We start from the raw sequence: 21,607 nt of genomic DNA, 5'->3' as shown, positions 1-21,607 counted from the left end.
CGCACTGCAAAAATTAAAGGTGCAGCGCATTATCAGCAAATGCGAATTGCGCAGGTCTGACGAGCTTGAAACGCGGACCTCGGCGCAAGGCCCATTTTTCGGGCATCCCAGTTGCAACTGGCGCGCGAAGGGCAATTCCCATAAAGAAAGGCCGTCCGAAGCCGAACGGCCCAAGTCTAGGGAGGAAACGCCCAAATTGGGCAGTGATTGCGGTGAAGCGTGTCAACGCAATCACCTCGTAACGATGAGCTGCTTCGACCCTCGCCGCAATCTCCACGAGTATTATCTTAGCACATTAGGATGCGCGTGTATCGGGCCCGCCACAACTTACGTTACTAATGTGTATCTAGCTCAAGATTGCAGTATCTCGAAGTAACGTCTGATAGTAATTGGGGCATCTAGCAAACACTTGAAATCGCAGGGTGAGCGCGTGCCGGGAACGTCACCCGCAGCGGAACTTCAGGCCATTGTCCGCGTGGCCCACGAACTGGCCGATATTTCAGGCCCGGTTATCCTCAAGCATTTTCGCAAGACAATGCCTGTGGAAAACAAAGCCATAGGCGGCGCCTTCGACCCGGTAACCAAGGCTGACCGCGGCGCGGAAAAAGCCATATCGCAAGCGCTGGCAACAAGATTTCCTGATCACGGCATCGTCGGCGAAGAGTTCGGAACGAAATCCGGATCGAGCCCCTACCAATGGATCATCGATCCGATCGACGGCACGCGATCGTTCATCATCGGGTCGCCGCTCTGGGGCACGTTGATCGGCGTCCTCAAGGACGGCGTGCCGGTCTTCGGCCTCATGGATCAGCCCTTCACCGGCGAACGCTTCTGGTCGACCGATAAGGCTGCCTATCATAGCGTCCGCGGCGGCCGGCCCGTGCGGCTCAAGACGCGCGAATGCACGCGCATCGAAGATGCCGTGCTGACCTCAACGCATCCCGATCTCTTCGAAACCCCCGAACAAGCCGCGGCGCTCAACACGCTGAAGGAAAAAGCCCGGCTCACGCGCTACGGCGGCGACTGCTATGGCTACTGCCTGCTCGCCGCTGGCCTCGTCGACATCGTCATCGAGACCGGCCTGAAGTCCTACGATATCGTGGCGCTCATTCCGATCATCGAACGTGCTGGCGGTGTCATCACGACCTGGACCGGCGGCAGCCCCGCAAACGGCGGAGACATCATCGCGACCGGAGACGCCCGCCTCCACGAAGACGTCCTGGCGCTGCTCAATAAGATCTAGACCCTTCCGACAGCGACGTTTCGATGCCCATGTAGGCGTCGAACGCCGCCCAGAACCGCTGGCGTATGGCGTCGGTCTCTTGCAAAATTTCGTGTCGCGAGCCCGGCATGAGGATGTGTCCGCCGGATTTGAGATCCACGGCGAAATCCTCGATTGCCTGTGATGAAACGACATGATCGGCACCAGCAGCGAACACCATCATCGGCACGGAGACGTATTTCGGATAGTCCGGCCGCGAAAGCATCGCACAGCTGCGAAGGGCAGCCCGGAGCCAGCCGACCGTTGGCGCGCCGAGCGCCAGGTCAGGAGCAGCTTCGATGATCGATTTGACGCGTGACCAGCGCACGTGGTCGGCCGTCAGCCTGTTGCCCTCGAAATCGCCGAGGTCGTTCGGCTCATCCCCGCCGCCGCGGACGTAGGTGGTCGCGAACCCGCAGAGCGACAGGATCGAAGAATACGCTGTCGCAACGGGCCGGCTGGCGCCGAGCATCCCCTCGTGAATCTCGATCATCGGCGACAGCAGGATCATCCGCGCGAACGGGCTCGCTTCGTCCTGCGCCCCGCGCAACAGGACATTGCCGCCGAGCGAATGACCAAGCCCGATCAACGGCTGCGGCAACGACGGCTTCACGATCTCATCGATGAAGATTGCGAGATCGCGGTCGTACTCGGTGAAGGCCACGACGTGCCCTTTGCGCCGGTTCGAGAGCATGCGCTCCGACCCGCCCTGCCCGCGCAAATCGAAGGTCGCGACCGCGAACCCGCGCCGGCGCAAGTCCGCGATAACCTCGAAATACTTTTCAATGAACTCGCCGCGGCCCTGCACGATGCAGACCGTTCCCCGCGATGGCCCCCGCGTCGCTTCCCAAAGAGCACACCGAAGTTTCAACCCGTCGTAGCCGTCGAAGGCTGTTACCTTCGCGCCGCTCGGAACGGGATTGATTGAGAGTGAAACGAGTTTCATGTGCCTCTCTTTTTAGGCTGCATCCGGGGGTCGGCCACCCCGGAGCCGGAGCCCGGTTACGGTAATTCCGAATAACGCCGTAGCACACGATATCGGCGGAAACTCTCGCGAAACTCTGGCGAAACCCTCTTGAAGCCCTTTTTCCGCTTCCTACCTGTTTGCTGTGGTTGCCGCAAAGCGGGGCCGCACGAAGAAAAGGGCCGGTCCAGAAGGCCGGCTCACATGTCGCTTTTTAAGAGGATATGTCATGAGACACGCAGAATTCGCTCCCTTTTATCGCTCCGCTATCGGCTTCGATCGGCTCTTCCAGCTATTGGATCAGTCTGCCGGTTACGACAGCGAATCCACGTACCCGCCATATAACATTGAACGCACCGGAGAGAACGCCTACCGGATCACTCTGGCGGTCGCGGGCTTCGCCGAGAACGAGCTGAAGATAGAGGTCAAGGAGCAGACCCTGTCGGTTGCCGGTGAGAAAGCTCCAGACGCCGCCGAGAAAACATATCTGCATCGCGGCATCGCAGCCCGTGCATTCGAACGCCGCTTCCAGCTCGCTGACCACGTCGATGTGACCGGCGCGAAGTTCGAGAACGGCCTCCTCCACGTCGACCTGGTTCGCAACGTCCCGGAGAGCAAGAAGCCCCGGACGATCGCGATCGGTACATCGGGTGGCGTCCAGCAGCTCGAGGCCAACGCTGCCGCCTGACGTTCGCCGCCAGTCGCCTGACACCCGGCGGACGGCCCGTTTCACCACTTAATGCCACGTCTTGAACGGCAGCTGCGTCCCGGCGCGGCTGCCGTTTGCATTGGTCCCTCACTCGGGGGAAATTTTGTTGCTGTGTGAGGTCTCGAACCTTGCCAAAAACGATTGCGACGCGCAGTGCTTCTTACCGCTTGTGCCGCAGTGCCAAATCTGTAGAATTTGTTAGATAGGTCAATATTACTGTCCTTTGTGCGCCGATCCGGCGAGCACGAAGAACGGTGCGGACGTTACACGATCGGCCGAGGCATCGCTTACGGCATGACGTGGCGTGGGAGAACATTAGGTGTTTGAAAGCAGGATGTGCGGTTTCGAGAGCCGCGAATTTGGCGACGGCCTTCATACCGTACGCCGCAGCGCGCTGGCCCGATGTGATCGAAAACGCCCGCGCTACGCGTGACACAAACATTGAATGAGCCGCGCCTCCAATAGGCGTCCTACCACACCGAAGTTCTGAAATTTGGGCCACACAGGCCATACGAGGCAACAGATGAGCGAAGGTTACCTGTACCCGCTGGATGACGAGATCGGCGATGGCATCCGCCCGGCCGCGCAGGGCCTTTTCGATCCAGCCCTTGAACGCGACGCATGCGGCGTCGGTTTCATTGCGAACCTCAAGGGACAGAAGTCGCACGCCATCGTCGAAGGCGCGCTCAAAATTCTCGAGAACCTCGAGCACCGCGGCGCCGTTGGCGCCGACCCCCTCTCCGGCGACGGCGCCGGCATTCTGATCCAAATTCCACACGACTTCCTTGCCGCCGAGACGAAGGCCGCTGGCTTTGAGCTGCCGGCGCCGGGTCACTATGCGGTCGGCCAGATCTTCATGCCGCGCGATGACCGGTTGCGCGCCCACTGCGAGCGCGTCTGGTTGCGCTGCCTCAAGGAAGAAGGTCTCGAGCTGATCGGCTGGCGCACGGTGCCTGTCGACAACAGCTGTCTTTCGGTAATGGTGCGCGACGTCGAACCGGTGCAGCGGCAGGTATTCATCCGCCGTCCCGCATCGATGACCGATCAGGAAGAATTCGAACGTCACCTCTATATCGTTCGCAAGGTCGTCTCGAACGCAATTCACGACGCCTATAAGGGTCGCGACATCGGCCATTACACGGTGTCCCTGTCGACGCGCACGGTCGTCTACAAGGGCATGTTCCTGTCGTTCCAGGTGAAGGCCTATTACAAGGATCTCTCCGATCCGCGCCTGGTGTCGGCGCTTGCCCTCGTCCACCAGCGTTTCTCGACCAACACCTTCCCGTCGTGGAAGCTCGCCCATCCCTACCGGATGGTTGCCCATAACGGCGAAATCAACACGCTGCGCGGCAACGTCAACTGGATGGCCGCACGTCAGGCATCCGTATCGTCGCCGCTTTTCGGCGACCGCATCTCGAAGCTCTGGCCGATCTCCTATGAAGGCCAGTCCGACACGGCTTGCTTCGACAACGCCCTCGAATTCCTCGTCATGGGCGGCTACAGCCTTTCGCACGCCGCGATGATGCTTATCCCGGAAGCCTGGGCCGGCAATCCGACGATGGATACCAAGCGCCGCGCGTTCTACGAATATCATGCCTGCTTGATGGAGCCGTGGGACGGCCCCGCCGCGATGGCGTTCACGGACGGACGCCAGATCGGCGCAACGCTCGATCGCAACGGTTTGCGCCCGGCACGCTATCTCGTCACCAAAGACGACACCGTCATCATGTCGTCGGAGTCTGGCGTGCTGCCGGTCGCCGAGGAAAACATCGTCAAGAAGTGGCGACTGCAGCCCGGCAAGATGCTGCTGATCGACCTCGACAAGGGTTGCATCATCTCCGATGAGGAGCTGAAGGCCGAGATCGCGGCAAGCCACCCCTATGAAACGTGGTTGAAGCGCACGCAGATCAAGGTCTCTGACCTGCCCCTCCCGTCGAAAGGCATCATCGCGCCGAAGTCGAACGTTGCGCTGCTCGATCTGCAGCAGTCGTTTGGCTACACGCAGGAAAGCATCAAGTTCCTGCTGACCCCGATGGCCGAGAAGGGCGAAGAAGCCACCGGGTCGATGGGAACCGACACCCCGATCTCCGCGCTCTCGTCGAAGTCAAAGCTGCTGCACACCTACTTCAAGCAGAACTTCGCGCAGGTGACGAACCCGCCGATCGACTCGATCCGCGAAGAGCTTGTGATGAGCCTCGTCTCGTTCATCGGTCCGCGTCCGAACCTCCTCGATCTTCAGGGCACCTCGAAGCAGAAGCGTCTCGAGGTTGCTCAGCCGATCCTGACGAACGAAGACCTCGAGCGTATTCGCGGCATCGGCGCCGTGAAGGACAACGATTTCGAATCGATCACGATCGACATCACCTATCCTGCCGAGAAGGGTGAAGGCGGCATGGGCCCCGCTCTCGACGGCATCTGCGCCGAAGCGGAAGAGTACGTTCGCGCCAAGGAATACAACATCATCATCTTGTCCGATCGGCGCGCCGGTCCGGACCGCGTGGCGCTGCCCTCGTTGCTCGCAACCTCGGCCGTCCACCATCACCTGATCAAGCAAGGTTTGCGAACTTCGGTCGGTCTCGTCGTCGAGACGGGCGAAGCCCATGAGATCAACCAATTCTGCACGCTTGCAGGCTACGGCGCCGAGGCGATCAATCCCTATCTCGCTTTTGAAACGCTCTACACCATGCTGCCGGATCTTCCCGAGGGAACGACCCCCGAGATGGTCAAGAAGCGCTTCATCAAGGCCATCGGCAAAGCCATGCTGAAGGTCATGGCGAAGATGGGAATCTCCACCTATCAGTCCTACTGCGGCGCGCAGATCTTCGACGCCGTCGGCCTACGTTCGAGCTTCGTCGATCGCTACTTCACCGGCACGCATACGCAGGTGGAAGGCGTCGGCCTCCGCGAGATCGCCCGCGAAACGGTCGAGCGCCACAAGATGGCATTCGGCGACGTTCCCACTCTCGCCAATGCGCTGGAAGTCGGTGGCGAATACGCTTACCGCGTCCGCGGCGAAGCCCATATGTGGCGGCCGGTAACGGTGGCTGATCTTCAGCATGCCGTTCGCGCAACCGACAACAAGGAAGCGATGGGCGGTCACGTCCCGCAGAAGTTCCGCGAATATTCGAAGTCGATTAACGACCAGTCGGAACAGCTCATGACGCTCCGCGGCATGTTCCGCCTGCGCTCGGCGGAATCCTTGGGCCGCAAATCCATTCCCATCGAACAGGTGGAATCGGCAGCCAGCATCGTGAAGCGGTTCGCGACCGGCGCTATGAGCTACGGCTCGATCAGCCGCGAAGCTCACACCACGCTCGCGATCGCCATGAACCGCATCGGCGGCCGTTCGAACACCGGCGAAGGCGGCGAAGAATCCGATCGCTTCAAGCCGATGGCGAACGGCGACTCGATGCGCTCCGCGATCAAGCAGGTTGCTTCCGGCCGCTTCGGCGTGACGACGGAATACCTTGTCAACTCCGACATGATGCAGATCAAGATGGCCCAGGGCGCGAAGCCCGGCGAAGGCGGCCAGCTACCCGGACACAAGGTTGACGCGACGATCGCCAAGGTCCGTCACTCGACGCCCGGCGTGACCCTTGTCTCGCCGCCGCCGCACCACGACATCTATTCGATCGAAGATCTCGCACAGCTCATCTACGACCTGAAGAACGTCAACCCCACGGCTGACGTCTCAGTGAAGCTCGTCTCCGAGGTCGGCGTCGGCACCGTCGCGGCAGGCGTCGCCAAGGCGCGCGCCGATCATGTGACGATTTCCGGCTTCGAAGGTGGCACCGGCGCATCTCCGCTGACGTCGATCAAGCATGCCGGTAGCCCTTGGGAAATCGGCCTTGCGGAAACGCATCAGACCCTCGTCGCCAACCGTCTGCGCGGCCGTATCGCCGTTCAGGTCGACGGCGGCATCAGGACCGGCCGTGACGTCGTGATCGGCGCGCTCTTGGGCGCTGACGAGTTCGGCTTTGCGACCGCACCGTTGATCGCAGCCGGCTGCATCATGATGCGCAAGTGTCACTTGAACACCTGCCCTGTCGGCGTCGCCACGCAAGACCCGGTCTTGCGCGCGAAGTTCTCCGGCAAGCCCGAGCACGTGATCAACTTCTTCTTCTTCGTCGCCGAAGAAGTCCGCGAGATCATGGCGCAGCTCGGCTTCCGCAACTTCAGCGAGATGATCGGTCAGAGCGACCAGCTCGATAAGGATCGCGCCATCGAGCACTGGAAGGCGCGCGGTCTCGACTTCACGAAGCTCTTCCACAAGCCCCATGCTCCGAAGGGCGTCGCGGTGTTCAACAGCGAACGCCAGGACCACGGCCTCGAAAAGGTTTTGGACGTCCGGCTGATCGATATCGCGAAGCCGGCGCTCGAACTGAAGAGACCGGTGAAAGGCGAACTCGAAATCAGGAACGTCAACCGCTCAACGGGCGCCATGCTCTCGGGCGAAGTCGCGAAGCGCTTCGGCCATGCCGGTCTGCCGGAAGACACCATCTGGTTGTCCTTCAAAGGCACGGCCGGACAGGCGTTCGGCGCGTGGGTCGCGCATGGCGTCACGCTCGACCTGGTCGGCGAAGGCAACGACTATGTCGGCAAGGGATTGTCGGGCGGCAAGTTGATCGTCCGCCCTGATCCGAAATCCGGGATCGTACCGGAAGACAGCATCATCGTCGGCAACACCGTGCTTTACGGCGCGATCACCGGCGAATGCTATTTCCGCGGTGTCGCCGGCGAACGCTTCGCCGTCCGCAACTCGGGCGCATACGCTGTCGTCGAAGGCACTGGCGATCACGGCTGCGAATACATGACCGGCGGCGTTGTCGTCGTTCTGGGTGAGACCGGCCGTAACTTCGCAGCCGGCATGTCAGGCGGCATCGCCTACGTGCTCGACGAGAAGGGCGACTTCGAAAACCGTCTCAACAAGGAGATGGTACAGCTCGAAGCGCTGACGGCTGATGCGGGCTCTCTGCAGAAGCTTGCCCAGCAAGGCGGCGATGTCGCGATCGCGGTTCGTAACGTCATGGTCGATATGCGCGAGCAGGACGTCGAACGTCTGCACACGCTCATCTCGCGTCATGCCCATTACACCAACTCGCGCCGCGCCCAGGAAATCCTGAAAGACTTCCCGGCCTTCCTGCCGAAGTTCAAAAAGGTGATGCCGGTCGAATACCGTCGCGCACTGACTGAGCTGGCCAAGGCCCGCGAAACCAATCGCGAGGCTGAGCTCGAGGCCGCCAAGCAATAGCTATCGCTCTGCCAATCGCGAATTAGAGAGACGAAAGAAGAAATGGGCAAGCCGACTGGTTTTCTGGAAATCGACCGCGCCGACCGCAAGTACAAACCGGTCGATGAGCGTCTGAAGCACTATAAGGAATTCGTCGTTCCGCTGGCCGAGCCTGAGGTCAAGAAACAGGCTTCGCGCTGCATGGATTGCGGCATTCCCTATTGCCACACGGGCTGTCCGGTGAACAACCAGATCCCCGATTGGAACGACCTCGTCTATCACGGCGATTGGAAGAACGCGGCCGACAACCTCCATTCGACGAACAACTTCCCGGAGGTAACGGGCCGTATCTGCCCGGCGCCGTGCGAAGCGGCCTGCACGCTGAATATCGACGACAAGCCGGTGACGATAAAAACGATCGAGAACTCGATCGCGGATCGCGCTTGGGAAGAAGGCTGGATCCGTCCGCTGCCGCCCGAAAAGAAGACCGGCAAGAAAGTCGCCATTATCGGCTCGGGCCCCGCAGGCCTCGCGGCAGCCCAGCAGCTCGCGCGCGCCGGTCACGACGTTCATGTCTACGAGAAGAACGCCCGCCCCGGCGGCCTGCTCGTCTACGGCATTCCCGACTTCAAGATGGAAAAGACGATCATCGCCCGCCGCGTCAAGCAGATGGAAGCGGAAGGCGTGACGTTCCATTGCGGAATTCATGTCGGCCAGGATCTCTCGGCAAAGTACCTCGAATCGAAGCACGACGCGGTGTTGATCGCCATCGGCTCCGAGCAGCCGTTTGACTTCTTCGCCAAGTCGCCGGGACGCGATCTCGACGGCCTTCACTACGCAATGGACTTCCTGCCTCAGCAGAACCGGCGCAATGCCGGCGAGGCGCAGAAGCCCAAGACCCATGAGATCTCTGCAAAGGACAAGCACGTCATCGTCATCGGTGGCGGCGACACCGGCTCCGACTGCATCGGCACCTCGTTCCGCCAAGGCGCGAAGAGCGTTACGCAGCTCGAGATAATGCCGATGCCGCCTGAGAAAGAGAACAAGGCGCTCTCCTGGCCGCACTGGCCGCTGAAGCTGCGCGTGTCCTCCTCGCAAGCCGAAGGCGCGAAAACCGAGTACTCGATTTCGACCACCGGCTTCTCGGGCGAAGGCGGCAAGGTCAAGAAGCTCCACTATACGCGCGTGAACGCCAACCTGCAGCCGATCAAGGGAACCGAAGGCGCGCTCGACGCCGATCTCGTGCTCTTCGCCATGGGCTTCTCGGGCCCGATCGAAAGCGACATCGTCAAGGAGTTCCAACTCCCCGTCGTGCCGCGCGGACGCTTCAAGGGGCTGGACGCGACGGACAAGGATTACAAACTCGCGACCTCACCGAAGCTCTTCTGCGCTGGCGATATCCGGCGCGGTCAGTCGCTCGTCGTGTGGGCGATCCGCGAAGGCCGTCAGGCGGCCCACACCATCGACAAGTTCCTGATGGGCTCGACCGTTCTGCCGCGCTAAGAGCCAAGCAACCGAAACGAACTGACTGAAACTAAAAGAACGCGCATCCACCCCGGATGCGCGTTTTTTGTTGCCCGAACTATCCTCGCAAACTACCCGCGCGGCGGCGTGGAAGGCTTAGCCTCGCTGGTCGTGTCGGGCTTCGGCGGCCACGTCACATCGTCCGCGCGACCGGCTTTCGGCTGCAGCCGCTCGCCCTTCACCAGCAGCCGGAAATACGGCGCCTGCGTGGGCGACAGGCGTCCGCGATCCTTGTTGCCCGCAGGCGAGATCGAACTCATCAACGTCAAGCCGCCCGCGATCTGATCGACGAGAAGATCACCCCTCTGACCCGATCCTTCGCGCCGCGCCATCAGCGTCACGACCGACGCCGGGATCGCTGGCCTGACGATTTCGATCGTCTGAGATTCCTCGCGACCGTTGTTACCTATCATCTTGAGCGTGATCTTGCCGTTGTCCGCCTTCTGATCGCCGGTACCGTCACCCGCTGCCGAGGGTGGCGACCCATCGAGCGAAGCCCCGTGCACGACCGGCGCATGCGAAGCGGCCTCCGCTTTCTGCGCCACGGGCGACGATGGCGCTGGAGTCTTTACCGCATTGTCCGGATTGATCTTCGCCTGCTCGGGCTCGGCGCCGAGCAGCGGAATGTTGCGATTGGCCTTGGCCTGAATGAGATCAGGCCGCAATTCCTTCTCGACGAAATGTGCGAGCTTGCGATTGCCGGCATCCGTGAAGTTCACGCCGTCCCTGAGGCGCAGCAACCGGATCGCGCCTTCGAGATCGGGGCCATAGGACGAGTAAGCACCGTTCTCGTCGGTGAAGCCCTGGTAGGCATCGATGTATTTATAGCCGTTGAGGTAAGCGCGCTCGCGGATGACATCGTTCATTTTCTGCGCGAGTTCGTTCGCATCCGAACGCGCCAAATTCGGCATGCCGACCCAGTAAACGCCAGCGTTCTTGGCTTTGAAGGCCCGCATAAGCCGATCGACGCGGCGCGTATATTCGGCCAGCCACGCATCGCCTCCGACCGGCAATCGTTTGCCGTCGGGGCCACGGAATGACATGCGGTCGTCTTCGCCGACCATGACGATAGCGATGTTGAGCGGTTGCGCGGCGATCGCCTTTTCGAGCGTCGCGACTTTCGCGTCGAAGTCGCCAAGACCGATGCCGGAAAATGGCGTCACCTGCCGCTGAATATTCAGCCGGATGTCCGGACCGAACGCGACGACGAGGCCCGCGAGCAGACCTTCCGCAAACCCGTCGCCATAAACGCTCACCTGATACACGTCGTTATCCGGAAATGACGTGAGGAACGTCCCGCCTTGATCCTCGTCTCCGGCACGCGCGGGGGAACCAGGCACGACCAGAAACGCCACGAGAAGCGCGGCGAGCATGGGGGTCAGATACCTGGAGAAGGCGCTCATCCAATCGTATGCCTTTTGCAACCCGCAAGACTGCCGAGGGGTTGATTCCGAGGCCCACCATACAGCGCCGGCGCCCTGTCTCCAACCGGGTCTCCAACCGCCGCGACCGGCAACGCAAACGTCTTAGCGCGTCGCCTGCGAATTCGCGTGCGCCAACACCCCGTCGGAGGGCCAGCAATCGATTTTCAGCCCATTGGCCTTCTGATAGAGGCCGATCTGCTTGCGCGTGTTGGAACCGATTTTTCCGTCGGTCTTGTCCATCGGATAGCCCAGCACTTTGAGCTTGGCCTGCAGGTTATGAACCGTTTGCGTTTTCGGCTGCGCGAACGGCTTCCACGGCGTCACGAAATCCCCCTCGCCCCGTATGCGGTCGCCGAGGTTTCCAACGAACAACGCATAAAGATCGGACGTGTTGTAGAGCCGGATGACGCGAAAGTTCTGGGCCGCCAAAAACGCCGGGCCATAGGCTCCGGCCGGCATCATGAGATAGGCGTCGTCCGCAAGTTGTGCCTTGCTGAATGGCGCGCCGTTCGCCTTCCTGAAGCCCATAGCCACCCAATCGCCGATCGGGCGGGCATCGGGCGGTCCCTCGAGCGAACAATCGGCTTTCGGCGGCGCGATCACCTCATACCCCCAGCGTGCGCCACGAACCCAGCCCTTGCCCTCGAGCTGACGCGCGGTGAACGCGAGCGCATCGGCGACAGACCGCCAGATGTCGACCTTACCATCGCCATCGCCGTCGACAGCGAATTTCAGATATTCGGTCGGCATGGCCTGCGTGAGACCCAGCGCGCCGGCCCACGATGATTTCATGTCCGAGCGCGGCACGCCCTGTTGCAGCATCACGAGCGCCGCGATCAGCTCCTCCCGAAACTTGTCCTTGCGCTTTCCGGTGTAAGCCAGCGTCGCCAGCATGCGGATCGCATCGTTCGGGGGATGATATGAGCCGTAAGCCGTTTCGCGACCCCAGATGGCGACCAGCGTATAGCGGTCGACGCCCGTCATCTTCTCGATGCGCTCGAGGTCGGCCTTGTGCTCGGCGAGAAACGCGCGGCCCTGAACGGCAAGCTTTTCGAGATAAGGTTTCGAGAGGTAATCGGCCGCCGTCTTCGTGAATTCAGCCTGACCGCTGTTATCGACTTTGGGCCGTCCGGGAATATCGAGATCGGGGATCGATAAGTCGGGTTCGACACCTGCAAAGGCAGCGTCGAACGTCTTCCGGCTGACGCCGGCACCCTTCGCGTCGGGCCACAAGGTCTCGATGAAAGCACGAAACTCGTCCGCCGGTTTCGCGTGAACAGCAGGCGCGGCGAAGGCCATCGCAACTGCCAGGAAAGCAGAAGACAAAATCTCGAAACAGCGTCGTCTTAACAGCATTGAATCGCTGCCTTCCTTGCATAGCGGGCCGCAGTGCGGATGACAGCGCGTGCCCGATTTTCAGGGCATTTTTGGGGCCTCACGCCTCGTGAGCCGCAGCCTTTAAGGCGTCGACACGCCGCTCCCAGTTAAGCGCCTGCGCGACGATCTGTTCCAAATCGTCATGCTGAGGCTGCCAGCCGAGCTTCTCGCGGATTTTGGCAGATGCGGCGACGATCGCCGCCGGGTCGCCCGGCCGTCGCGGCGACAGCAGAACCTTGAAATCGACGCCGGATACCTGTTTCACCGCGGCGATGACCTCGATGACGGAATACCCCTTCGAATAACCGCAGTTGAAGATATCCGAAACACCGCCCCGGCGCAGATGATCGAGAGCGACCGAGTGCGCGTTGGCGAGGTCGCTGACGTGGATGTAGTCGCGCACGCAGGTGCCGTCCGGGGTCGGATAATCGGTCCCGAAGACTTCCATCTGCGGCCGTTTGCCGAGAGCCGTTTCGCACGCGACCTTAATCAGATGAGTCGCGCGCGGCGTCGACTGGCCGGATCGGCCCTCGGGATCGGCGCCCGCAACATTGAAATAGCGAAGTGCGACAAAACGGAAATCATGTGCGCGCGACGCGTCCGACAACATGATCTCGGTCATCAGCTTCGACGAGCCGTACGGCGACATCGGCGCCGGAGGAGCGCTTTCCGATACCGGATTGTCCTCGGGATTGCCATAGACGGCGGCGGTCGAGGAAAAGATGAAATTCTTGACGCCCGTCGCAACGGCCGCTGCAATCAGGCCTCGTGATTTGACCGTATTGTTCAAATAATAGCCGAGCGGGTCGGCGACTGAATCCGGCACCACGATCGACCCGGCGAAATGGATGATCGCGTTCACGCCATGAGCACGGATCGTTTCCTCGACGAGAGCGTTATCGGCAATRTCTCCCACCACCAGCGTCGCCCGGCTATCGACTGCCCACCGAAACCCCGTAGACAGATTATCGATGACGACGACGTCCTCGCCCCGATCCACCAACTCCAGCACCATGTGGCTGCCGATGTAGCCGGCACCGCCCGTGACGAGAACGCTCATGGTTGCATTGGACTCCCGAGTTAGATACCCACACTCGCGGCCGATTTTCCGTCAAAAAGGCCGTTCAGACCTAAAGGAGACGGCGCCTCGGCGCAAACGACCCTCCCGCGTTCCCCGCGAGAAACTTCTCAAATTCGGGGATTAGACATAAATCGTTACCAAATGGGCTTAGACCGCTTCTGCTGTCCTCGGAGCATATGATGAGCGTTGTGAAAAGACCTATCCGTAAAGCCGTCTTCCCGGTCGCCGGTCTCGGAACCCGATTTCTTCCCGCGACGAAGGCTGTGCCGAAGGAAATGCTGACCGTGGTCGACCGACCCGTCTTGCAGCATGTCGTCGACGAGGCACGCGCCGCCGGCATCGAGCATTTCATTTTCGTCACGGGACGGAACAAGGGCGTCATCGAGGATCACTTCGACAAGCAGTTCGAACTGGAATCGACGCTTGCCGCCCGCGGCAAGAACAAAGAGATCGAGGCCCTTGCGCGTGACCTTCCGCAGGCGGGCCAAACGAGCTTTACCCGCCAGCAGTCTCCACTCGGCCTGGGTCACGCCGTTTGGTGCGCGCGGGAACTCGTCGGCGACGAGCCGTTTGCATTGCTGCTACCGGACATGCTCCACCATGGCCGCTCGTCATGCCTCGCCGATATGATCGAAGCCTACGCCACGACAGGCGGCAACCTTATCGCCGTCGCCCCCGTGCCCGATGATCAGACGCATCAATACGGCATCGTCGGCGTGACCGATGCAAAGGCGAAGGTTTCCCCGATCACCGGAATGGTCGAGAAACCGAAGCAAGGCACCGCGCCGTCAAACCTGCACATCACCGGCCGCTACGTCCTGCAGCCTGAAATTTTCGGCCTTCTCGAGAAGCAGGAGCGGGGCGCCGGCGGCGAAATCCAGCTCACCGACTCGATGATCGGCCTGATGCAGGGCGCCGATCAGCCATTCCACGCCGTCCGCTTCGACGGCGAGATTTATGACTGCGGATCGAAGCTCGGATTTCTAACAGCCAACGTCGCGCTGGCGCTTGAGCGTCCCGATCTGGCCGACGACTTCAGGCGTGATTTGAACCGGCTGCTCGCAACCAATAAATAAAGACTTCGAGCCGCTTAGCGGCGACGAGCCTTATTGGCGCAACCGGACGCCGAAGTGGACTTCGTCTCCGACGTAGTCGTTCGGTACGCCAACGCCGTTGAAATCGACGTGCGCGTACTTTCCGAAGAGCACGGTGTTACGGTTGGCATAATATTCAATGCCCGCCGTTTGCCGCCATTCGGTATCGTTGATGATCCCGTCTTGCGAGTTCTGGTTGGAATAGATCAACCCGGCCGAGGCAACGAGATAGCTTCTGAGCTCATGACGAACCTCGACGCCCACGGTACGATAGAATGCGCCACCGACGTTGGCGGTTGTCGTCTCGGAAACATCCGTACTGGCGTTGAACAGAACCGACGTCAGCGCCGTCGCCCGCCACGTCGCATTGGCATCGAACGTCAAACCGTCGACCGCGTGCAGACGTGAATTTTCCGGTGTCTGAATGCCGTAGCCGAGGCTGATGTCGCCGCGAATAATTTCGCCCGTATTTCCGAACGAAACGCCGAACCGGTAGCGCTGGCCGTTCGACGTGCGATTGATCAGGTCGCTTTGCGCTGCTTCGCCATAGTCGCGATGATTATAGGCGAACTCGAAGTAGGGCGAGAACGACGGCTTGAACTCCCACGACGTCCGGAACGTCTCTTCATAGATCGTGTAATCGCGATCGCTGTTTGGCGTCACCACGCCGGCATCTTCGACGCTGCCGTAAGTATAGTCCTGCACGCTGCCTCGCAGCTGATACGACAGGCGATTGAAGCGCTGATTGTAGGCGAGTTCAGCGCGATCCGTATCGATGACCGATCGGGTGCCGGCCGAACTCGCATCGAGCGCCGAGCGGCTCTCGAGATATTGCTGCCGGGAAATGAGCGCCTGAATATTCGTGCGCTTCGTTATGTCGAGGCGGCCGCGTGCTTCGAGCGTATAGTCGCGATCGTCTTCGGTCGGAAAGTCGTTGTAGAAACTCAGCACGCCGACGGCTCTGAACTCGAGCGCATGCGTTCCCCAGTTCGAAACGAGCCTCGCCCCTGGCTTCACATCCATCGCCCAATCGGACGGCGAGCCGGGCGCGTGAAAGACATTCGAGTAATAAGACGCGCCGAACTCGACCTCGGGAAAGAGCACGAAACTACCGACCTTGATGCCGACCGGATCATAAGGCTCCTGACGGAAGAGACGCCTCGGCGTTCGGTTATCGACGTAGGGATTGAGATCTTCGATCTGGAAGAGCAGTGGGTCGTACCCCGCGGGCGGGTCCGCGAAGATTGCCGCATCGTCGCCATCCCGCGCCTCGCTAGCAGCGGGATCTGCTCCCTCTATCGGCTCCGCCGCATCGACGCCGCCATCGACGACACCGGAAGTATCCGCCGTGAGGCCCGCGTCGCCATCCGCCGCTTGTCCCGCTTTCGAAGCCGGATCGAGGAGATCTTGTTCGGTGGGTTTGGAATTTGGATCGTCGCCCGACGCCGCGGCATCGTCATCGTCTTGGGATTCGGATTGGAGCGAGACCGGCCTCGTCGACCCGGACGCATAACTTTCGCCGAACGTCGTCTCGCCGCCTTGTGCGGCATTAGGTACCTGGGCGCGGACAGACGGACTCAGCGCGCCCGAAAGCGTTACAGCCACAATTCCACTTATCAACCAGGCGAACAGCCGGTCGACCATTTCAGCGTCCCCATGCGCGACTTCCACTCGAAACGCTACTAACGATCGACCGTAGAAACGGTTGGTTAATGCCGGTTTAAAATGCTCGCAGGGGTTGCTTCGAGCGCCGCCAGACGCGAAAGTGTTAACGCGGTTCGGCCGAGTCCTTTTTGGACGGGTCGAACGATCGCGCAACGGGGGAACATCGAGCGGATGCAGAAGGTAATTCCATTCCAGCTGCCCGAAGGCGAGCGCCGGGAAGCTGAAAGCGAAACCGAGCAGACGACGCCGATCGCTTCAGCGCTTCGAACTCTCAATCTCGGGGCCGAAGGCTTGGCCCAGCTCGCCAACGAGGTCGCCGGCCCAATGGCGCCGGCTTTCGATGAAGCCGTTCGACGCCTGAAGGCCGTCACGGGCCGGGTCATCGTGACTGGCATCGGCAAGAGCGGCCACGTCGCCCAGAAAATCGCCGCAACGTTCGCCTCCACGGGAACGCCCGCGTTCTTTGTTCACCCAGGCGAGGCCTCACACGGCGACCTCGGCATGATCACGCGATCGGATCTCATCCTCGCGCTGTCGTGGTCCGGCGAAACCGTCGAGTTGAAACCCATCATCACCTATTCTCGCCGGTTCGCGGTTCCATTGATCGCGATAACCTCGCAGGCGAATTCCGCGCTCGGAGAGCAGGCCGACATTCTGTTGCTTCTGCCACGCGTGAAGGAGGCCTGCCCGCACGGCCTTGCACCGACGACCTCGACCACTATTCAGCTCGCGATCGGAGACAGTCTCGCCATCGCGTTGCTGGACGCGCGCGGCTTCACGGCCCACGACTTCAAGATCTTCCATCCGGGCGGATCTCTCGGCGCCAACCTCAAGTACGTCGCCGACGTCATGCATCCGTCCGATCGATTACCGTTGATCGCCAGCGGCGCGCTGATGTCGGAAGCACTTGTCGCCATGACCGAGAAAAGCTTCGGCTGCGTCGGCGTGACGGATACCAAGGGCAGGCTGCTCGGCGTGATCACCGACGGCGACTTGCGGCGCCACATGGGCGACAAATTGCTCGAAGCCAAAGTCGATGACGTGATGACCGCGAAGCCCAAGACGATTGCGCCGACCCTGCTCGCGTCGGCCGCCCTGGAACTCATCAACTCATCGCGCATTACCGCGCTGTTCGTCGTCGAAAAGCAGAAGCCCGTCGGCATCGTGCACGTTCACGATCTGCTGCGATTGGGCGTCGCCTAGGCGAGCCGCACGAAACAACATGTCGCACGCGGCAAGCTGCGCGGCCGGTCAAAGCCAGCCTTGCAGCTCCCGGCGCACCACCGCCTCGATCACATCGACGCCTTCAGCACTGTCGTTGAGCGCTTTGAGATAAGCGAATTTCTCGCCGCCATTCCCCTCGAAAATGTGCCGGTTTTCAACGTCGAGTTCCTCGAGCGTCTCAAGGCAGTCGGCCGAAAAGCCCGGCGCGACCAGAGCCAACTTCTTGACGCCCGACTTGGCCAGCGCTTCGACGGTTTTATCCGTATAGGGCTGGAGCCAGGGATCGTTGCCGAAACGCGACTGGAACGTCGTCAGCCAGCGCTCTTCGGGAATTCCCAATTTCTGCCGCAAGAGCCGCGAAGTTTTCTGGCACTGGCAATGGTAAGGATCGCCCGCCTTGAAATACTTCTCCGGCATGCCGTGGAAGGTCGCGATGATCTTCTCCGGCTCGAAATCGAGTTCGGCCAAACTCTTGCGCATCGAACGCGCGAGCGCATCGATGTAAGCGGGATGATCGTGATAGCTCGGCGCCGTGCGAACCGCCGGTTGCCAGCGCATTTTCATCAGCGCCCGAAATGCTTGATCGCACGCAGTCGCCGTCGTCGCCGCTGCGTATTGCGGATAGAGCGGCACGAACAGAATGCGGTCGCAACCTTGCTCCTTGAGCGCGAGTATCCGGCTCTCCGTTGATGGGTTGGCGTAGCGCATCGCCCAGTCGACGACGATTCGCGGCTCACCCCCGAACCTCGCCGTTAATTGCTCCGCTTGATTGCGCGTGATCGTCTTCAGCGGACCTTCGTCGCGCTCGTTATTCCAGATGGTCGCATAGTCGCGCCCCTTTCGGCTCGGCCGCGTCGTCAGAATGATGAGATTGAGGATCGGCCACCACTTCCACTTCGGTTCCTCGATGACGCGCTCATCGGACAGGAACTCGCGCAGATAGCGGCGCATCGGCCAGTATGTGGTGCCGTCGGGCGTTCCGAGGTTGAGAAGAAGAACGCCGACCCGGCCAAGCGCGACCGGAGCATGCCCGGGCGGCAGCTTCACGGACTCGGTATCAAAGCGATCTTGTTTTGGAACTTCGTTCATCCGCTCTCCGAAATCAGAAATCAGCGCGACCCTAACGGATCAGGCGCGCCGTTGCGATGGGGCAGAGACGACGGATTTCGTAGCGAGCCTCGGCTTCGACGACGCGCGGCTTTTGTCAGTCACGCCGGCCCCTTCATCGCCCTGCTCATCCCGGCCATTGGCGTCGGCCCGTACGGCATCCGCCGGTTTCGGACCCGGCGGCACTAAAGATAGTGCGTCGACCAGAGGATCCAATGCCCGGCCATATTCCCAATATGCCGCCACGCGCTTGATGAAGGCCCGCGTCTTTTCGGAGAATAGCCGCTTCACGCGAAATTCGGCCTCTGCGCGCAGAACCTGCTGCTGCCGCCGGCAAATGGAAATTGCCGCTTCCTTCTGGTCGTCGGTCATATCGGGTGCGGCCGAAACGGCACCGGCCAGCACCGCAAGATCATGGTCGTCGCCGAACCACTGCGAGAGCTCCCGCGAGGCGTTCACCCGGACCGCGAATTCATCCGGCCACGCACGCGCAAGCAACGCCATCTGACGCCAATGCCATTGGACGGCCTTCCGCAATTCGTGGAAATTTTCATCCGTCGGCTCGTCGTAAGCGTAGGCGATCGCCTTCCGCGCCTTGCGGTAACTCGTCTCGAGGCCGCCCGCGAGTGCCGCAAAGCCCTGATGCTTGAAATCGAGACGCTCGATCTTCTTCGCTTCCGCGCCGAGCAACCCACGCGCGCGATCGGCCGTCTCGGCGTCGAGCCGCTCCGGCTGATTTCCCGCCCGCGCTGTCAGCGTCGCCTTCAACGGCGCGAATGCGGCTCCTGCCTCCGGAAATTCGTCGGCAAGTTTTTCGATGGTTTCGAACATGACGGTCTGGTCGCGCCGGGCCGACAGAAGTCTCCCAATTTCACCGAGCGCCTTCGTACGCCGCCGCGCCTTTTTGGTCCCGATGGTCGCCGCCGTAAGACGTATGAGCGCGCGCAGCCGCTTGATGGATTTCCGGCACTCGTGCACGCTCTTGGGATCGGCAGTCGGACCCGCCAATTCCGCAATCGAGCTGTCGAATTGCTCGCGCGCAATGCGGCGAAAACCCTTTTCGACGGGCTCGTGGATTTTGAATCTATACGGCATAACGCGGGAACGGCTTCGAAAAGAGGAGCTGCCTTGTCGTAGATCCGAACCACATAAAACTGTCACAAACAACGTCGCGATAGTTAACACATCCCTGCCGTGCTTATCGAGCCTCCAACTGTCGCAACCATTGAACCACGCGTTCATTGGGGTCTGAGGCCGTTATGAAGTCGGTTATGACGGCCAAGGTATCGGCCCCGGCCTCCAGTACTCCTGGTGCCCGCTCAGGCGTCAAACCGCCGATGGCAACCAATGGCAGCTGCCGAATTTTGCCGCGCCATTCCTTAACCTTCTCAAGCCCTTGAGGCCCCCAGGGCATGGCTTTGAGCTTGGTTTCGTAAATCGGGCCCAGCGCCACATAGTCAGGTTCCGCAGCCAGAGCGATCTCAAGCTCGGCTTCGTCGTGTGTCGATATCCCGAACCTGATCCGGGCGAGCTTAATCGCCTCGAAATCAGCCGTACGCAGATCGTCCTGGCCGAGATGAATGTAATCGACCCCGGTATCGAGCGCGGCTTCCCAATAATCGTTGAGGACCAGCTGACAGTTGTTCTCGCGGCAAAAATCGAACGCACGCTTTGCCTGCGCCGCGATCTCAGCGGGAGAACTGTCCTTGATCCTGAGCTGAACGAGCTTCACGCCGAGCGGCACGATGCGTTCGAGCCAACCGACGTCGGGCACGATCGGATAAAAACGCGGGAGCTTGGTTTGCGTTGAATTCAAAGCACGTTCAATCGAGATCGAAAAACGGAGTGCCGGCGACCGGCGTCGACGGTACCGCCATATCGCGAGGTGGGATGAGCCCGGCATCATAACCCAAACGCCCCGACTGGATCGCCGACGCGAATGCCGCCGCCATCTTCACCGGATCAGCGGCTTTCGCAACCGCCGTGTTGAGCAATACGGCATCGTAGCCAAGCTCCATGGCGAGCGCCGCGTGCGATGGCGCACCGATGCCCGCATCGATGATGAGCGTCACATCGGGAAAGTAGGCGCGCAAGCTTGTCAGCGCCTGAACGTTGGCGAGACCGCGGCCGCTGCCGATGGGCGCGCCCCACGGCATGATCACTTCGCATCCGGCGCGCTGCAGCCGTTCTGCGACGGAAAGATCTTCTGTTGTATAAGGCAGCACCTTGAAGCCGTCGCGACTGAGCGTGCCCGCCGCTTCGACGAGGCCGAAGACATCCGGCTGGAGAGTGTCGTCGTTGCCGATGACCTCGAGTTTGATCCAGTCCGTTCCGAAAAGCTCGCGTGCCATCTGGGCGGTGGCGATGGCTTCGCCCGGCGTCCGGCATCCGGCCGTGTTGGGAAGAACGCGAACGCTGAGATCCTTGATGATGTCGAGGAACCGTTCTCCGGCCTTCCCGCCGGCAGCCTCGCGGCGCAACGAGACCGTGACGATCTCCGCGCCAGACGCCTTCACCGCGCTTGTCAGAATGGCCGGAGACGGATAGCCCGCCGTCCCGAGCAGCAGCCGCGAAGAAATCGTCTCCCCATAAACGGTGAGCGCACGCCCCGCATGCAACGACTGATCACGAACGTTCATTTTAAGCGTAACTCGTCCTTTTGACCGCTGAGTTTAGCCTGCTCAGCCTAGCCGCCCAATCTTATCCGCCCTGCCGGGCAGATACGATCTCGACACGGTCGCCGCTGCTCAACGCCGTCGTAGCACGCCGCGCCTCTGGCACGAACTGCCCGTTGAGCGCCGTCGCGACCTTCGCGTCGGCTAGACCCCGCTCCACAATGAGCGCCGCAAGCGTACCGGCCTCGCTGACGGTTTTGCAGCCGTTGACGATCAACTCAGTGCTCGCTTCGTGTTGTAGCATCGCTTGATTTGACCTGAAGGGCGGACAT

At 61.1% G+C, this 21,607-nt stretch carries 16 protein-coding genes; 6 read left to right on the top strand and 10 right to left on the bottom strand.

The window, feature by feature from the left end; translation table 11 throughout:
- Nucleotides 1-430: 430 nt before the first annotated feature.
- Nucleotides 431-1,243 carry a histidinol-phosphatase gene (hisN, locus tag AC1DK3_RS11430; protein WP_477192320.1) on the top strand — a complete coding sequence of 271 codons (813 nt, stop codon included), beginning with the start codon at nt 431-433 and terminating at the stop codon, nt 1,241-1,243.
- Here the strand turns inward: hisN and AC1DK3_RS11425 are convergent.
- Entirely contained in the window at nt 1,230-2,207 is a 978-nt protein-coding gene (locus AC1DK3_RS11425) for an alpha/beta fold hydrolase (protein ID WP_477192319.1), read from the bottom strand. The two genes, hisN and AC1DK3_RS11425, sit on opposite strands and share 14 nt — an antisense overlap.
- Before the next feature lie 247 nt (nt 2,208-2,454).
- Here AC1DK3_RS11425 and AC1DK3_RS11420 point away from each other — a divergent pair, with 247 nt between their 5' ends.
- The 3 genes from AC1DK3_RS11420 (at nt 2,455) to AC1DK3_RS11410 (ending at nt 9,667) form a co-directional block, all read left to right on the top strand.
- Nucleotides 2,455-2,913 carry an Hsp20 family protein gene (locus AC1DK3_RS11420; protein WP_477192318.1) on the top strand — a complete coding sequence of 153 codons (459 nt, stop codon included), beginning with the start codon at nt 2,455-2,457 and terminating at the stop codon, nt 2,911-2,913.
- 544 nt (nt 2,914-3,457) lie between these two features.
- Nucleotides 3,458-8,185 (top strand): glutamate synthase large subunit, encoded by a 4,728-nt coding sequence (gene gltB, locus AC1DK3_RS11415; RefSeq protein WP_477192317.1) that lies wholly within the window; start codon nt 3,458-3,460, stop codon nt 8,183-8,185.
- A 42-nt stretch (nt 8,186-8,227) separates the two neighbouring features.
- Nucleotides 8,228-9,667, top strand: a complete 1,440-nt coding sequence (locus AC1DK3_RS11410; protein WP_477192316.1) for a glutamate synthase subunit beta — start codon at nt 8,228-8,230, stop codon at nt 9,665-9,667.
- A 92-nt stretch (nt 9,668-9,759) separates the two neighbouring features.
- On the opposite strand, the gene AC1DK3_RS11405 is transcribed toward AC1DK3_RS11410, so the two are convergent.
- From AC1DK3_RS11405 to galE, 3 genes are all read right to left on the bottom strand, one after another.
- Entirely contained in the window at nt 9,760-11,091 is a 1,332-nt protein-coding gene (locus AC1DK3_RS11405; protein WP_477192315.1) for an SGNH/GDSL hydrolase family protein, read from the bottom strand.
- A gap of 123 nt (nt 11,092-11,214) precedes the next feature.
- Nucleotides 11,215-12,411: a lytic murein transglycosylase gene (locus AC1DK3_RS11400; RefSeq protein WP_477192314.1), complete on the bottom strand. Its 1,197-nt coding sequence runs from the start codon at nt 12,409-12,411 to the stop codon at nt 11,215-11,217.
- Nucleotides 12,412-12,547: 136 nt separating this feature from the next.
- Nucleotides 12,548-13,549: a UDP-glucose 4-epimerase GalE gene (gene galE / locus AC1DK3_RS11395; protein WP_477192313.1), complete on the bottom strand. Its 1,002-nt coding sequence runs from the start codon at nt 13,547-13,549 to the stop codon at nt 12,548-12,550.
- 200 nt (nt 13,550-13,749) lie between these two features.
- Here galE and AC1DK3_RS11390 point away from each other — a divergent pair, with 200 nt between their 5' ends.
- The gene (locus tag AC1DK3_RS11390) at nt 13,750-14,646 is read left to right on the top strand and encodes a UTP--glucose-1-phosphate uridylyltransferase (RefSeq protein WP_477192312.1); all 897 of its coding nucleotides are present in this window, start codon (nt 13,750-13,752) and stop codon (nt 14,644-14,646) included.
- A 30-nt stretch (nt 14,647-14,676) separates the two neighbouring features.
- Here the strand turns inward: AC1DK3_RS11390 and AC1DK3_RS11385 are convergent, their stop codons facing one another.
- Nucleotides 14,677-16,308 (bottom strand): outer membrane beta-barrel protein, encoded by a 1,632-nt coding sequence (locus AC1DK3_RS11385; protein WP_477192311.1) that lies wholly within the window; start codon nt 16,306-16,308, stop codon nt 14,677-14,679.
- Between the two features lie 192 nt (nt 16,309-16,500).
- On the opposite strand from AC1DK3_RS11385, the gene AC1DK3_RS11380 reads away from it, so the two are divergent.
- Nucleotides 16,501-17,532, top strand: coding sequence for a KpsF/GutQ family sugar-phosphate isomerase (locus tag AC1DK3_RS11380; protein ID WP_477192310.1), 1,032 nt, complete (start codon nt 16,501-16,503; stop codon nt 17,530-17,532).
- A gap of 48 nt (nt 17,533-17,580) precedes the next feature.
- Here AC1DK3_RS11380 and hemH read toward each other — a convergent pair whose 3' ends face one another.
- The 5 genes from hemH to thiS all read right to left on the bottom strand — a co-directional run bounded on the left by hemH (nt 17,581) and on the right by thiS (nt 21,579).
- On the bottom strand, nt 17,581-18,642 hold the full coding sequence (gene hemH / locus AC1DK3_RS11375) for a ferrochelatase (RefSeq protein ID WP_477192309.1): 1,062 nt from the start codon (nt 18,640-18,642) through the stop codon (nt 17,581-17,583).
- Between the two features lie 39 nt (nt 18,643-18,681).
- Nucleotides 18,682-19,755 carry a CHAD domain-containing protein gene (locus AC1DK3_RS11370; protein ID WP_477192308.1) on the bottom strand — a complete coding sequence of 358 codons (1,074 nt, stop codon included), beginning with the start codon at nt 19,753-19,755 and terminating at the stop codon, nt 18,682-18,684.
- Between the two features lie 103 nt (nt 19,756-19,858).
- Complete coding sequence (locus AC1DK3_RS11365) at nt 19,859-20,476, bottom strand: thiamine phosphate synthase (protein ID WP_477192307.1); 618 nt, start codon at nt 20,474-20,476, stop codon at nt 19,859-19,861.
- A gap of 7 nt (nt 20,477-20,483) precedes the next feature.
- Nucleotides 20,484-21,299: a thiazole synthase gene (locus AC1DK3_RS11360; protein WP_477192306.1), complete on the bottom strand. Its 816-nt coding sequence runs from the start codon at nt 21,297-21,299 to the stop codon at nt 20,484-20,486.
- Nucleotides 21,300-21,360: 61 nt separating this feature from the next.
- Nucleotides 21,361-21,579: a sulfur carrier protein ThiS gene (thiS, locus tag AC1DK3_RS11355; protein ID WP_477192305.1), complete on the bottom strand. Its 219-nt coding sequence runs from the start codon at nt 21,577-21,579 to the stop codon at nt 21,361-21,363.
- Between the last annotated feature and the right edge of the window lie 28 nt (nt 21,580-21,607).

The sequence above is a fragment of the Hyphomicrobium sp. 01T421 genome (assembly GCF_056398805.1).
The sequence above is the reverse complement of the archived record's forward strand: the minus strand, read 5'-3'. Positions and strand labels throughout refer to the sequence as shown.

Bases quoted from the DNA above. Each gene is read 5' to 3' on its own strand.
- AC1DK3_RS11425 (WP_477192319.1), bottom strand. From the start codon at position 2,207: ATGAAACTCGTTTCACTCTCAATCAATCCCGTTCCGAGCGGCGCGAAG.
- AC1DK3_RS11420 (WP_477192318.1), top strand. From the start codon at position 2,455: ATGAGACACGCAGAATTCGCTCCCTTTTATCGCTCCGCTATCGGCTTC.
- gltB (WP_477192317.1), top strand. From the start codon at position 3,458: ATGAGCGAAGGTTACCTGTACCCGCTGGATGACGAGATCGGCGATGGC.
- AC1DK3_RS11410 (WP_477192316.1), top strand. From the start codon at position 8,228: ATGGGCAAGCCGACTGGTTTTCTGGAAATCGACCGCGCCGACCGCAAG.
- AC1DK3_RS11405 (WP_477192315.1), bottom strand. From the start codon at position 11,091: ATGAGCGCCTTCTCCAGGTATCTGACCCCCATGCTCGCCGCGCTTCTC.
- AC1DK3_RS11400 (WP_477192314.1), bottom strand. From the start codon at position 12,411: ATGGCCTTCGCCGCGCCTGCTGTTCACGCGAAACCGGCGGACGAGTTT.
- AC1DK3_RS11390 (WP_477192312.1), top strand. From the start codon at position 13,750: ATGAGCGTTGTGAAAAGACCTATCCGTAAAGCCGTCTTCCCGGTCGCC.
- AC1DK3_RS11385 (WP_477192311.1), bottom strand. From the start codon at position 16,308: ATGGTCGACCGGCTGTTCGCCTGGTTGATAAGTGGAATTGTGGCTGTA.
- AC1DK3_RS11380 (WP_477192310.1), top strand. From the start codon at position 16,501: ATGCAGAAGGTAATTCCATTCCAGCTGCCCGAAGGCGAGCGCCGGGAA.
- hemH (WP_477192309.1), bottom strand. From the start codon at position 18,642: ATGAACGAAGTTCCAAAACAAGATCGCTTTGATACCGAGTCCGTGAAG.
- AC1DK3_RS11370 (WP_477192308.1), bottom strand. From the start codon at position 19,755: ATGCCGTATAGATTCAAAATCCACGAGCCCGTCGAAAAGGGTTTTCGC.
- AC1DK3_RS11360 (WP_477192306.1), bottom strand. From the start codon at position 21,299: ATGAACGTTCGTGATCAGTCGTTGCATGCGGGGCGTGCGCTCACCGTT.
- thiS (WP_477192305.1), bottom strand. From the start codon at position 21,579: ATGCTACAACACGAAGCGAGCACTGAGTTGATCGTCAACGGCTGCAAA.